The sequence below is a fragment of the Shewanella sp. AS1 genome (assembly GCF_021412565.1).
Classification (GTDB): Bacteria; Pseudomonadota; Gammaproteobacteria; order Enterobacterales; family Shewanellaceae; genus Shewanella.
In genome coordinates, this window is record NZ_JAKCLJ010000003.1 from 50,301 (window position 1) to 64,054 (window position 13,754).

A 13,754-nucleotide genomic window follows, 5' to 3' on the forward strand; every position below is an offset into this window, starting at 1 on the left:
GCCTAGCCCAAGTTAACCCCGCTCTATGAATGACAGTACAAGTCAGCGTGCTGTCATAATGGGCAAGCCCCTTGAGCCAGTCCCCGCTCGATGACACAATGGGGCCAAACGAATGACTCTCATGAGAAGGAAACCATTTTGACCCTCTATGGTATTAAAAATTGCGACACGGTAAAAAAAGCGCGCAAGTGGCTGGAGACTAACCAGCAGTCAATCACATTTCATGACTTTCGCGAAGATGGACTAGACCGCGCATCTCTTGAGTCCTGGGCCGAAACACTCGGCTGGGAAGCCCTGTTTAACAAGCGCAGCACAAGTTTTCGCAACCTTAGCGAGGATGAAAAAGCCGATCTGAATCAAGATAAAGCGATTGAGCTTATGTGCTCCTATCCCACCCTGATAAAGCGCCCGATTTTAGTACATGGCGATCAGGTGTTAGTTGGCTTTAACGCAGGCAAATATCAGGAGCTGTTTACATCATGACCCAGGATGTGTTGTTACTGGCGCAAGATCTCATCGCCCGTCCCTCTGTGACTCCCTTGGATGAAGGCTGCCAACCGCTGATGGCCGAGCGCTTAGCCGCCAAAGGCTTTGCTATCGAGTCTATGGTGTTTGAAGATACCACCAATATGTGGGCCAGACGCGGCACTGAAGGTCCCCTGTTCTGCTTTGCCGGCCATACGGATGTGGTACCTGTAGGCGATCTCAATCGCTGGCATACAGCACCTTTCGACCCTGTGGTAATAGATGGTTATCTGCACGGCCGCGGCGCCGCCGATATGAAAGGCTCATTGGCCGCCATGGTGGTGGCGACTGAGCGATTTATCGATAAGCATCCTGATCATCAAGGCTCTATCGCCTTTCTGATCACCAGTGATGAGGAAGGCCCCTTTATCAATGGCACGACCCGGGTTATCGACACCCTAGAGGCCCGTAACGAAAAGATCACTTGGTCTTTGGTCGGTGAGCCGTCATCGACCCACAAGCTTGGGGATGTTGTTAAAAATGGCCGCCGCGGCAGCCTGACGGGCAACCTCATAGTCAAAGGGATCCAGGGCCATGTCGCCTATCCGCACCTGGCGGATAATCCAATTCACAAGGCGGCGCCTGCATTGGATGAGCTGGCACGCATGGTGTGGGATAAAGGCAATGAGTTTTTCCCACCCACCAGTTTCCAAATCGCCAACATCAATGGCGGCACAGGCGCATCGAATGTTATCCCTGGCATCCTTGAGGTGATGTTTAACTTCCGTTATTCCACCGAAGTCACCGCAGAACTGTTGATCCAGCGGGTATTAAATATTCTAGATGCTCACGGGCTGGACTATGATATCGACTGGGTCTTTAACGGCTTACCATTTCTGACTGGCGAAGGCGCTCTGCTCGATGCCACGAAAGAGGCTGTGAAAGCGATAACGGGACAGGATACCGATCCCCAGACCTCAGGCGGCACATCCGATGGTCGATTTATCGCGCCGACTGGTGCCCAGGTAATTGAACTGGGGCCAGTTAACGCGACCATTCATAAGGTGAATGAGTGTGTCAGTGTCGAAGATCTTGAGCAGTTAGCCCTGATCTATGAACGCATTTTGGAAAACCTGCTGTGTTAATCAATCAGCCTGCCGCATTAGTGTCTCAAGTCTATGGGCTTGAAACGCCGCCTTTAGTGGAGTATCAGGGTCATCTGTTAGAGCCCGAAACCGCTGGGCAACTCAAAAAGATGCAGCACAAGGCTGAGCAGGATGGGATCTCGATTCAAATCTGCTCGGCATATCGCAGCTTTGCAAAACAGCTTGCAATCTGGAATGCCAAGGCAGAAGGGCAGCGCACCTTGCTGGATAAAAATTCCCAGTCCATAAATCACCATGGTTTAAGTCAGGATGAGCTGATCGATACTATCTTACTCTGGTCTGCGCTTCCGGGGATCTCCCGACATCACTGGGGAACCGACATAGATCTGTTCGATGCCAATCAAATTAATCAATCTCAGCTGCGTTTGGTGGCACAGGAATATGCCCCTGGCGGCCCCTGCCATGCCATGTACCTTTGGCTACAACACCATGGCAAGGAGTTTGGCTTCTATTTCCCCTATCAGGCGGGTTTGAGCGCCGTCAGCCCTGAACCTTGGCACCTTAGCTATTACCCTAAAGCAAAAGATTACCTTGATGCTTTCGAACTGGAAACGCTAAGGCAGATCTTAACCGGGCAACAGATGGCACTGAAAACTGCCGTGCTTAACCGGCTGCCCTCTCTGGTCAAGGCATTTGCCTATCGCATCGCCCCCTGGCCAGCCATTTAACTTTTATCGGCTTTACCATGAATCTAGCGCAACACCGTCATACCTATTTTATCGATAACCAAGCATTAAATTACCTGGATATCGGCCAAGGCCCTGTCCTGCTGCTCGGTCACAACTACCTGTTTGACAGCAACCTCTGGGCGGCTCAACTGCAGTCTCTCAGCCAACATTACCGCTGCATCGTGCCCGATCTTTGGGGACATGGCAGATCAGCCAATCTGCCTGGTTCATGCTATGCACTCAAGCACCTGGCCGAGCATTACTTACAACTTATGGACAGCCTTGAGATCCATCAGTTTTCCATCATAGGCCAAGGCATAGGCGGCATGTGGGGCACAGAGCTGACCTTAATGGCACCGCAGCGGGTGCAAGCTTTGGTCATGCTAGGAAGTTTTATTGGCTTCGAACCTGAAGTCACTCGGGCAAAATATCAGAAACTGCTGGACGGCGTTCATCTGGAAAAAGCAGTATCTAATGAGGTGATCGACACTCTGGCCTCGCTGATTTTTGCCCCAAAAACACACAAGCAACAACCTGAGCTTATCGATAATTTTAAAGCATCGTTTGCCAGTCTCTCAGAGCAACAGCTGGAAACCCTGATCCGTATTGGGCACATGATCATTCATCGCCGGGATATGATGGAGCAAGTGGAGCAGCTCACCTTACCCACCCTAATCATGACAGGCACTGAAGATAAAATTTGTCCCATCATAGAAGGTTACCTTATGCACGATGCCATCAGCGGCAGTCAATATATCCATCTTCAGGATGCCGGTCATATCGCCAACCTTGAGCTGACAGAGGAAGTCGCGCAGCGGTTACTTATATTTTTTAGTCATGCCCTTAAATAAAAATCGAATACTAAACTTCACTGAATAGACCACCAAGTGATATTTTCGGTGATAGAATGCCTGACAGTAAAAATCTTCTTAATAGACATGATTTTATAAAAATGAAACTACTGAAACCCTTATTTGATAATAACCGCCGCTGGGCGGGCCGGATTCTCGAAGAGAACCCAAACTTTTTTCAACAGCTGGCAAAACAGCAAAACCCCGAATACCTCTGGATAGGTTGTTCTGACAGCCGAGTGCCCTCAAACCAGATCATCGACCTAATGCCAGGTGAAGTCTTCGTTCATCGCAATATTGCCAATATGGTGATCCACACAGATCTAAACTGTCTGTCTGTGCTGCAATATGCGGTCGAAGTACTCAAAGTGAAACACATCATGGTTGTGGGCCATTACGGCTGTGGCGGCGTTAAGGCGTCAATGGGCAATGATCGTCTGGGCCTTATCGATAACTGGCTTGGTCACATTCGCGATATTCGCCGCTTACACCAGGATGAATTGAACCAACTGGATGAAAAAGCCCGTTTCGACCGTCTATGTGAATTGAACGTCATCGAACAGGTAGGTAACGTGATCAATACCAGCATAGTGCAAGATGCCTGGGAAAGTGGTCATAACGTTGCGGTTCACGGTTGGATCTACAGTGTCGAAAATGGCTTGCTGTCGGATCTGGATGTCACAGTGGACAATGAGACACTAAAGCAGCGCTAACATAAGCCCTTTCCAAGTCTCCAGATTGCAAATACAGCATCGACTGAACCTTTAAAAGCGCAGCCCACTTTTTGACCTGCGCTTTTTTATATCGCTGTCACTAATAAAGAGTGATTAACAAAGAGTCACTAAAAAAAGAGAGATGAACAAAGAGTGGCTAACATACAGTCATACCTCACTGCATACTGAAAATAAAACGCCTTTTATCGTAAAATAATCCTTAATAAACATCGCAGTTCTCCCCTTATCCCAGTTATAATTCATCTAATTTTTTCGCGCACCGCGCCCTTCGAATACTAAGGAATTGTAATGCCAGGTTTTGAGTTATTTGGCCCAGAAGAGAAGCAAGAAGTTGCCGACGTTATGGAAAACGGGTTCACCTTCCGTTATAACTTCGATCACATGCGTAACGATCGCTGGAAGACCCGTGAGATGGAAGCCCTGCTTTGTGAAAAGATGAATGTTAAGCATGCCCATCTGTTATCCAGTGGTACAGCTGCACTGCAAACCGCCCTTGCCGCCGCAGGTATTGGTGCCGGCGATGAAGTCATAGTACCTCCTTTTACCTTCGTGGCTTCAGTCGAAGCGGTTATCATGGCCGGTGCAGTGCCAGTATTTGCTGAGATTGATGAGACATTATGCCTCTCTCCTGAAGGAATAGAAGCGGCCATCACCCCCCGTACCAAAGCAGTTAATTTGGTTCACATGTGTGGTTCTATGGCCAAGATGGATGAAATCAAAGCCATCTGTGACAAACATAATCTGGTGCTACTGGAAGATGCCTGTCAGGCCATAGGTGGTAGCTACAAAGGTCAGGCATTAGGCACTATCGGCCATGTGGGTTGCTACTCATTCGACTCGGTAAAAACCATCACCTGTGGTGAAGGTGGCGCTGTCATCACTAACAACGAGGCTATCTACAATCACGCCCACATGTTTTCCGATCATGGCCACGACCATGTTGGCAGCGATCGCGGCGCCGAGGGTCATCCCATTATGGGGCTAAATTTCCGTATTTCCGAAATGAACTCGGCCCTTGGGCTAGCGCAGTTACGTAAGCTAGATACCATTATCGATATTCAGCGTAAAAATAAGGCTTTCATAAAAGAAGCTATGGCGACGCTTCCAGAAGTGAGTTTTCGCGAGATCCCTGATCCCGATGGCGATTCAGCCGGTTTCTTGAGCTTTATGCTGCCAACCGAAGAACGCGCTCAGGTGATCAATAAAAAACTGGCCGAAAACGGTGTCGATGGCTGTTTCTACTGGTATGTTAATAACTGGCACTACCTGAAGAACTGGCAGCATATTCAAGAACTCAAATCCTCCGCACCACTGCCAATCAATTTGATTCAAGACAAGCCTGACTATACCCAGGTTTCTCTGCCAAAATCAGATGCGATTATGAGCCGGACCATCTCTATGTTGATCAAGCTCTCATGGACGGAAGAGCAAATTTGCCAGCGCATTGAAAATATCAAACGCGCATTTGCTTAAGAGAATGGAAAAGACGCTACTATCGCACCTGCAAACAAGCGATAGCACTTTTTACAGTAATAATCTCAATGGAAACTATTGTAATGAGTTTTAAAAATTTCAAATGCGTGCCCAAAATGATCTTCGGTCGAGGTTCATTTGCCCAGCTGGATAAAGTGCTTGCAGCAGAGCGTAAAGCCGACAAGGATTTTGTCGTCTTTCTGATCGATGATATTCATCAAAATAACGCCATTACTGCCCGCGTACCGGCTAAGGCTCAGGATCTGGTTATCTATGTGAACGTAGACGATGAGCCAACAACAAAACAAGTTGATGACTTAACAGCAAAAGTACAACAATTTACCAGTAATAATCCCGTCAGTGTTGTCGGGCTGGGCGGCGGTTCAACCATGGATTTGGCAAAAGCCGTCTCTTTGATGCTTACCAATCCAGGTGGCTCAGCCATGTACCAGGGCTGGGATCTGATAAAAAACCCCGCGATTCACCACGTCGGGATCCCGACTATCTCAGGTACGGGCGCCGAGGCCTCACGTACTGCGGTTCTTTCCGGTCCGGTAAGAAAGCTAGGGCTAAATTCTGACTACACAGTATTCGATCAAATCATCATGGATTCTGAACTGATCGCCGGCGTGCCAACCGAGCAGTGGTTCTATACTGGCATGGATTGTTATATTCACTGTGTCGAATCCCTCCAAGGCACTTATCTCAACGAGTTTGCCAAAGCCTTCGCCGAGAAGTCGATGGATCTTTGCCGGGAGGTCTTTATCGACGACCATCCGGAGAAAGATGACAAGCTGATGATGGCTTCCTATATGGGCGGTATGAGTATCGCCTACAGCCAGGTGGGTGCCTGCCATGCTGTTTCTTATGGTCTAAGCTATGTGTTGGGTTATCACCACGGTTTGGGCAACTGTTTAGCCTTTGATGTGCTTGAGGATTTTTACCCTGAAAACGTAGCCGAATTCCGCGCCATGATGGAGAAGCACAATATCAGCTTACCCAAGAATATCTGTAAAGATCTGCCCGATGACACCATAGCCCAAATGGTTGCAGTGACCAAAAGCATGGGCCCATTATGGGAAAACGTATACGGCAACAACTGGCAGGACAAAGTCACCGACGAAATGCTCACAGGCCTATTCCGCCGCATTTAAAGACTCGTAAGAATGGGGTCAATAGGATCCTGTTCCTAATTAATATATTAGTAACCAAATAGGTATCACTATGAATGTCACTCTGTTAATCCCTGCCCGCTATGGCTCTAGCCGCTTTCCCGGTAAGCCCTTAGCCCCGATTAACGGTAAACCCATGATCCAACATGTCTATGAGCGTGCCGCTCTGGCAAAGGGATTAACGGCTATCTATGTCGCCACCGATGACGAGCGGATTAAAAACACTGTCGAAGGCTTTGGTGGCAAGGTCGTGATGACGGATGAAAATGCAGCGTCAGGAACGGATCGTATTAATGATGCCATCACTCAGTTAGGCCTCAAGGATGATGACTTAGTGATCAATGTCCAGGGCGATCAACCCTTGATCGATCCTATCTCGATTGAACAACTTATTAAGCTATTCGAGCTTCATCCTGGTGAATTCAGTATGGCAACCTTAGGTTATCAGATCACTAAAATGAATGAGCTTGATGATCCTAATCACGTTAAGGTGGTGTTTGACAACAATCATAACGCCCTCTATTTCTCCCGTGCACGTATCCCCTTCGGCCGTGATACGGCTGAGTACCCAGTTTATAAACATATTGGGATTTATGCCTATACCCGCGCCTTTATCTCGACATTTGCCAAGTTACCTTTGGGTCGTTTAGAAGAGCTAGAAAAGCTAGAACAGTTACGAGCTTTGGAACATGGTCATAAGATTAAAGTCGCTATCACTACCTTTAACTCACCGGAAGTGGATACCCCAGAAGATATCCGCATCTGTGAACAGCTTCTTGCAGTAGAGTGATCATCAATTATTGATAGTTGAGGTATGTGGTTTTAGTGCAGTGACTGGCTAAAACCACAAGTTGAGAAGCAGAACACTAAGGAAGTCTATGTCGAATCTAGAAGTTTGGTTAATCATTATTCTTGTGATTGGGGTAATTGCCAGTAATATCGCGGTACTGAAATACAGTGCCAAATTTAAGCTCCCCCAATTTGGCAAGGACGGTAAACCCAAGCAAGCTCAAGGCAGTCAAAAAGCGGCTAATGAGCAAGCTTCTAAAGCCAGTGCTGCGCAGCAGGAAGATAAAACTGCAGAAACTAAGCAAGATAATAGCTAACGCTTGAGAATAACTAACTCTAGTGGTTGTTGCCTTACAGTTTTATCTGCTGTGTATTTTTAATCTGAGCAAGTCTAACTTAGCAGCTTAGTCCATCAGGCCTTGATTAAGGCATCTCTTAGCTGAGCCACCCTATCACGCAGCGCGGCCGCCTGTTCAAATTCAAGATCCCGCGCATGCTGATGCATACGTTTTTCCAGCTCATCGATTTCATGGCTTAAGCTGGCCGCATCACGGGCCTTGTAATCAGACTTGGCTTCGGCAACCTGTTGATATTTAGGCAGCACTTTGGCGGTATGCTTGTTTTGCTCACCCACATCCATCACATCCGTTATCTTCTTCGATAAGCCCTTGGGCGTGATCTTGTTGTCCAGATTGAACTGATGCTGCTTCGCCCTGCGCCTCTCTGTCTCCCCTATCGCCTTTGCCATAGATGGCGTGATCTTGTCACCGTATAAGATCACCTTACCGTTTATGTTTCGCGCCGCCCGGCCTATGGTCTGAATGAGCGATCGTTCGGATCGCAAGAAGCCCTCTTTATCGGCATCGAGAATACAGACCAAGGAGACTTCCGGCATATCAAGCCCCTCTCGCAGCAAGTTGATCCCAATCAGCACATCGAACACACCTAAACGAAGATCGCGGATGATCTCAACCCGCTCGACCGTATCGATATCCGAATGCAGGTAACGCACTTTTACGCCATGTTCATCGAGATATTCGGTGAGGTCTTCCGCCATCCTCTTGGTGAGCGTAGTCACTAACACCCGCTCATTGACCGCAACCCGTTTGCCCACTTCTGAGAGCAAGTCATCCACCTGTATCGCAACGGGACGCACTTCAATTTCTGGATCCAGCAAGCCTGTCGGCCGCACCACCTGCTCTGCCACCTCGCCATCACTCTTGTCGAGTTCATATTGCGCTGGCGTCGCCGAGACGAATACTGTCTGAGGCATTAATGACTCAAACTCTTCAAATTTCAGTGGCCGGTTGTCCAGCGCCGAGGGCAAACGAAAGCCGTATTCAACCAGGTTAGTTTTACGGGAGCGGTCACCTTTGTACATGGCGCCGATTTGCGGCACAGTCACATGGGATTCATCTATGATCAGCAGTCCGTCGGCCGGCAGGTAATCAAGCAAAGTCGGCGGCCCTTCGCCAGGGCGGCGACCAGACAGGTAGCGAGAGTAGTTTTCGATGCCAGAGCAGTAACCCAGCTCTGTCATCATCTCGATATCGTACTGCACCCGCTCGCCGATCCGCTGAGCTTCAATTAGCTTGTTGTTATCCAGCAGATACTGTTTACGCTCGCGCAGTTCGGCCTTAATCTCTTCGGTGGCCGCGAGGATCTTCTCTCTGGGCGTCACATAGTGGGTCTTAGGGTAAACCGTGGTTCGTGCAATACGCTGCAATATATGGCCGCTTAAGGGATCAAACAGGCTCAGTCTGTCTATCTCATCATCAAACAACTCGACCCGAATCGCCTCTTTATCTGAATCGGCGGGGAAGATATCGATCACCTCACCACGCACCCTGAAAGTGCCGCGCTGCAGCTCTATGTCATTACGTGTGTATTGCAGCTCGCTCAGGCGCTGCAAAATTTCCCGCTGCCCCATAAAATCTCCCTGCCTGAGATGCAGTAACATCTTCATATAGGAGTCAGGATCGCCCAAACCATAGATGGCCGAAACTGAGGCGATAAGCACCACATCTTTACGCTCTAATAGCGCCTTAGTGGCCGAAAGACGCATCTGCTCGATATGGGCGTTAACCGAAGCGTCTTTCTCAATAAAGGTATTGGTCGAAGGCACATAGGCTTCGGGCTGATAATAGTCGTAATAGGAGACAAAATATTCAACCGCATTATGGGGAAAGAACTCCTTCATCTCGCCATAAAGCTGAGCAGCTAAGGTTTTGTTGGGCGCCATAATGATAGTGGGCCGCCCGAGCTGAGCGATCAGGTTGGCCACAGTAAAGGTCTTGCCAGATCCTGTCACCCCAAGCAGGGTCTGACAGGCAAGCCCAGCATCGATCCCATCGACTAACTTGGCGATCGCAGTGGGCTGATCGCCTGCAGCTTGGTACTGTGACACTAATTTAAACAGAGATTCACTCAATTGCAGCTCCTCATTTAAGCAAGCCGTTAATCATAATCTACCTTTATGCTGAATCCAATCGCAACGAGGGATCGAGTCTCGAACATAAGCCTAGCTAAATTAAATAATTCATAAAATTTTCATCGGAGTGCAATGAAACTTTAGTACGCCCCAGAATCAGGCAATATTGATGGCAACACCGCTTAAAACCCGTACAATTGGGCACTTTAATGCACAAGGACAGCAGTGAATTTCATTACATATTTGTAACGAAATCTATTAAGCACAAAAAATAGAGTTGAAATTTTTAACTTATTGATTTTGCTGCCTTAAAAAAGCAGCGCTAAATTCAACTCAATTTAAGTCCAACGCCCGATACATCAGGCTTTGGCTAATCATTTTGCTTATAACCCACAGGTTTATCCACAGATTTAGTGGATAACTCATCCAACCTCAGAGAATTCGCGGCTTTAGGCCAAGTCCCTGTCAAAAGCCCCTTGAAACTTGCTTATGTAATTTTACTACATTTGAAATAATCACGGCCCTATTCTGTCTCTTGCCATAAAAAACACAGGCACCTTTTTAACGATTAATATTTGACAAAACAGCTCTTAACAACTGAAACGTACAATAAGTGTGCAGCGTGAACATTAGATGTGCACTTAACATCATAATTAGATTTTTTTTACACGCCTGAGTTGACTCATGTGTAAGAGCACTTTAATATGCGCTCCGTCTTCAACGATGAGTTGTGTACGATTCCCCAGTAGTTCAGTCGGTAGAACGGCGGACTGTTAATCCGTATGTCACTGGTTCAAGTCCAGTCTGGGGAGCCAATTTTTACTGATATTCTCTGTAAGAGTGCAAACAACAGGTTGTGAAGATAGCCGTTCATAACGAAGTGTATGGACGGCAAGAATAAAATCGATTCCCCAGTAGTTCAGTCGGTAGAACGGCGGACTGTTAATCCGTATGTCACTGGTTCAAGTCCAGTCTGGGGAGCCAATTTTGTTCGAAGTTATAAGTTTATTCCCCAGTAGTTCAGTCGGTAGAACGGCGGACTGTTAATCCGTATGTCACTGGTTCAAGTCCAGTCTGGGGAGCCACTTATACTTATAACTGCAATAGGATAAGTATCGTTTCCCCAGTAGTTCAGTCGGTAGAACGGCGGACTGTTAATCCGTATGTCACTGGTTCAAGTCCAGTCTGGGGAGCCACTTACCTGCATCACAATACCCAAGTTTATTATTCCCCAGTAGTTCAGTCGGTAGAACGGCGGACTGTTAATCCGTATGTCACTGGTTCAAGTCCAGTCTGGGGAGCCATCTCCTATACATTTCTGTTACAAATATAATTTCGCTTTAGTTGATAATCCGTTAGACTAGCCAGCAAACAATAATTCTAAAATTAGCTGGGCGCTTGGGGAGCCTCTTCTTATGGGCATTGCGAAAACATTCCATCTTATTTTACTGATCATTTTTATCAGCCTCTCATTGATTAATTTCAATCAAGAGCAAGTGAGCGCCATCAAACAATCCAGTGACTATTTAGCAGAATACAAGCAAAACCCAATCTGGAGCGAATCGCTACCGACAGATGGTCAGGCACTCTTTACCGAGTTAACCAGCCTCTACCCATTTTATTTTTTCCAATATGTTCATAGCCAGGATGGCAGCCATAACTATACCCATGGACAATTAAAGCCTGAGATCGATGATCCCATCACGGCACTGTTTGTACAAAACCTTGAAGATATCCGCTCCTTAAATGAGGGGCGCTTACAGATAAAGCTGGATGACTCCGCCATCGCGCAGCAGACAGCCAGGGATTTTGTCGACTATCTTGTTAATATCTGGTCTATCTATCTGCTTATTGCCATTCTCTTTAGCTTACTGGTACTGCGTTTAAAGCGAGCGCTCGGCTATGCCAGCCATTATCTTGCGAATCTGTCTGAACTGAATTTTGAAGCACTCAGCCGCTCCAAGTTTACTGGCGAACTTAAACCATTGGGTATCGCACTAGAAAAGTGCCGTAGTCGGTTACACGATAAGTTCAACCAGATGCAGCTGCATAATGAAAAGCTCAATAAAGAAGCCTTTCAGGATCCCATTACCCTTTTCAGCACCAGGGCTAAATTTACCGAGAAGCTAGACCAACTGGCCAAACCGGGTAAAAGTAATTTTGGTGTATTAGCCAGCATCAAAGCCACTGAGCTTGCCCATATCAATCAATCCCAGGGCCGACTCGCCGGTGATAACTACCTTGCGGGAATCGCCAAGTGTATAAGAGAAGCATTAGGCGATCTTAAGCAGATTGAATGTTTTCGGATCTCAAGCGTCGATTTTGCCATATTCATCCCCAACCTGCTCCTTAAAGATGCCCAGCCTGAGCTAAAGGCACTCAAGACACAGTTCGATGAGTTTCAAAAAACCTTGGATGTGGGATCCGTTGCTCACATAGGTTTGGTGCCCTATCAACAGGAAGATGAGCCGCTCTCCCTACTCTATCAGGCCGATTCGGCAGTCAGCATAGCCCAGACCAAGGGGCCAAACAGCTATCATATTCAAGAGCAGCTCGGCGTGGAGCAAAGCTTCGGCGATGATCATTGGCGACGAGCCATCGAAGATATCATCAATCGACGAGCGGTGAACTTCCAGATGCAAGATATACATCCCTGCCGCGGCGCCGAAAAAGTCTACCGTGAACTCTTTGCCTGTTTTTATAGCAATGATGGCAAATTTTTACCCACGGCAACCGTCATAGCTATGGCCGAACGCCACAGCCTGAGTCTCGAATTAGATAAAGTTATTATTCTTCGCTGTTTTAAATTATTGCTCGATAATCCAGGATTGGAAGGATCATTTGGCATCAATATCAGCTCCCATTCGATGACCCAGGCCCATTTTGTTGCCTGGATAAAAGCCCTTTTCCTAAAACATAGAAATATCGCATCCAAGGTAGTGCTTGAGGTCAACGAGGCCGGTATGCAAGCCAATATTCAACAGGCTCATCAATTTGTGCGTGAGATGCACAGCGTAGGCGCACGCGTCTGTGTGGAGCGTTTTGGCTTAGGCTTTACCTCATTTAAATTCTTTAAAGAGGTGCGTCCAGACTTTATCAAGCTCGATGGCAGTTACACCCAGCACATAGATATTAATGATAACAACCTATTTTTTGTTAAAATGGTAGTGGATGTTGCTCGAAAACAGTCGGTTAAAGTCATTGCCACCTGTGTCGAGCAACAGACAGAAAAGCTTGCCCTCGAGCAACTTTTGGTGGATGGATTACAGGGTTACTATATAGGGAAACCTAAACCCATTGTTATGGGCAATGAACAATCTGCAGTCAAACAGATGTAAATTGAAATAATCCTTGCATTCTATGTGTTGTTTATCGTTGCACAAACGCCGATAATAGCCGTTAAATTAGATACAGATACCATTTGAGATGAGTGAATATCTCCTACTCTTGATCGGCACAGTTCTGGTCAACAACTTTGTATTAGTCAAATTTCTTGGCTTGTGCCCTTTCATGGGTGTATCGAGCAAACTCGAATCGGCGATAGGCATGTCAATGGCGACAACCTTCGTGTTGACCCTTGCATCGATTTTAAGTTATATCGTCGACAACTACTTGCTTTTACCATTCGACCTCAGTTATTTACGCACCATGGCTTTCATTTTAGTGATTGCCGTCGTAGTACAATTTACTGAGATGTTAGTGCAGAAAACCAGCGCATCATTACATCGCGCCTTAGGTATCTACCTGCCGCTTATCACCACCAACTGTGCCGTGCTTGGGGTCGCCCTGCTTAACGTCAATGAGAAGCACAACTTTATCGAGTCCGCCATTTATGGCTTTGGCGCCGCGGTGGGCTTTTCTCTGGTGCTTATCCTGTTTTCTGCCATGCGCGAGCGCCTTGCCGCCGCCGATGTGCCCGCTCCTTTTAAAGGAGGCGCTATCGCCATGATCACCGCTGGCCTGATGTCCCTTGCCTTTATGGGCTTTACCGGTTTGGTTAATTAA

12 protein-coding genes and 5 tRNA genes are annotated in these 13,754 nt (G+C 47.3%); 16 read left to right on the plus strand and 1 reads right to left on the minus strand.

Translation table 11 applies throughout. The features are described from left to right. Positions 1–138 precede the first annotated feature (138 nt). The 9 genes from LZP69_RS06115 (at position 139) to LZP69_RS06155 (ending at position 7,635) form a co-directional block, all read left to right on the plus strand. Complete coding sequence (locus tag LZP69_RS06115) at positions 139–483, plus strand: ArsC family reductase (protein WP_234199317.1); 345 nt, start codon at positions 139–141, stop codon at positions 481–483. Beyond that, positions 480–1,610: a succinyl-diaminopimelate desuccinylase gene (gene dapE, locus LZP69_RS06120; RefSeq protein ID WP_234199318.1), complete on the plus strand. Its 1,131-nt coding sequence runs from the start codon at positions 480–482 to the stop codon at positions 1,608–1,610. The genes LZP69_RS06115 and dapE overlap by 4 nt, the downstream gene beginning before the upstream one ends. Beyond that, positions 1,604–2,299: a M15 family metallopeptidase gene (locus LZP69_RS06125; protein WP_234199319.1), complete on the plus strand. Its 696-nt coding sequence runs from the start codon at positions 1,604–1,606 to the stop codon at positions 2,297–2,299. The genes dapE and LZP69_RS06125 overlap by 7 nt, the downstream gene beginning before the upstream one ends. Positions 2,300–2,316: 17 nt before the next feature. Then, positions 2,317–3,150: an alpha/beta fold hydrolase gene (locus tag LZP69_RS06130; RefSeq protein WP_234199320.1), complete on the plus strand. Its 834-nt coding sequence runs from the start codon at positions 2,317–2,319 to the stop codon at positions 3,148–3,150. Positions 3,151–3,251: 101 nt separating this feature from the next. Beyond that, positions 3,252–3,863, plus strand: a complete 612-nt coding sequence (can, locus tag LZP69_RS06135; protein WP_234199321.1) for a carbonate dehydratase — start codon at positions 3,252–3,254, stop codon at positions 3,861–3,863. A gap of 309 nt (positions 3,864–4,172) precedes the next feature. After that, a complete protein-coding gene (kdnA, locus tag LZP69_RS06140) occupies positions 4,173–5,357 on the plus strand; it encodes an 8-amino-3,8-dideoxy-alpha-D-manno-octulosonate transaminase KdnA (protein WP_234199322.1) in 1,185 nt (394 codons plus the stop codon). 83 nt (positions 5,358–5,440) lie between these two features. Next, a complete protein-coding gene (gene kdnB / locus LZP69_RS06145) occupies positions 5,441–6,511 on the plus strand; it encodes a 3-deoxy-alpha-D-manno-octulosonate 8-oxidase KdnB (RefSeq protein WP_234199323.1) in 1,071 nt (356 codons plus the stop codon). Positions 6,512–6,581: 70 nt separating this feature from the next. Next, the gene (gene kdsB, locus LZP69_RS06150; RefSeq protein ID WP_234199324.1) at positions 6,582–7,319 is read left to right on the plus strand and encodes a 3-deoxy-manno-octulosonate cytidylyltransferase; all 738 of its coding nucleotides are present in this window, start codon (positions 6,582–6,584) and stop codon (positions 7,317–7,319) included. An 88-nt stretch (positions 7,320–7,407) separates the two neighbouring features. Then, the gene (locus LZP69_RS06155; RefSeq protein WP_234199325.1) at positions 7,408–7,635 is read left to right on the plus strand and encodes a DUF2897 family protein; all 228 of its coding nucleotides are present in this window, start codon (positions 7,408–7,410) and stop codon (positions 7,633–7,635) included. A gap of 95 nt (positions 7,636–7,730) precedes the next feature. On the opposite strand, the gene uvrB is transcribed toward LZP69_RS06155, so the two are convergent. After that, entirely contained in the window at positions 7,731–9,749 is a 2,019-nt protein-coding gene (uvrB, locus tag LZP69_RS06160) for an excinuclease ABC subunit UvrB (RefSeq protein WP_234199326.1), read from the minus strand. Positions 9,750–10,488: 739 nt separating this feature from the next. On the opposite strand from uvrB, the gene LZP69_RS06165 reads away from it, so the two are divergent. The 7 genes from LZP69_RS06165 (at position 10,489) to rsxA (ending at position 13,754) form a co-directional block, all read left to right on the plus strand. Then, positions 10,489–10,564: transfer RNA gene (locus tag LZP69_RS06165), tRNA-Asn, on the plus strand. 93 nt (positions 10,565–10,657) lie between these two features. Continuing rightward, positions 10,658–10,733, plus strand: a tRNA-Asn gene (locus tag LZP69_RS06170). A gap of 25 nt (positions 10,734–10,758) precedes the next feature. Further along, positions 10,759–10,834, plus strand: a tRNA-Asn gene (locus LZP69_RS06175). Between the two features lie 35 nt (positions 10,835–10,869). Further along, positions 10,870–10,945: transfer RNA gene (locus LZP69_RS06180), tRNA-Asn, on the plus strand. A gap of 32 nt (positions 10,946–10,977) precedes the next feature. Then, a tRNA-Asn gene (locus LZP69_RS06185) sits at positions 10,978–11,053 on the plus strand. A gap of 111 nt (positions 11,054–11,164) precedes the next feature. Continuing rightward, positions 11,165–13,087 carry an EAL domain-containing protein gene (locus tag LZP69_RS06190; protein ID WP_234199327.1) on the plus strand — a complete coding sequence of 641 codons (1,923 nt, stop codon included), beginning with the start codon at positions 11,165–11,167 and terminating at the stop codon, positions 13,085–13,087. Between the two features lie 88 nt (positions 13,088–13,175). Beyond that, positions 13,176–13,754 (plus strand): electron transport complex subunit RsxA, encoded by a 579-nt coding sequence (gene rsxA / locus LZP69_RS06195; RefSeq protein ID WP_234199328.1) that lies wholly within the window; start codon positions 13,176–13,178, stop codon positions 13,752–13,754.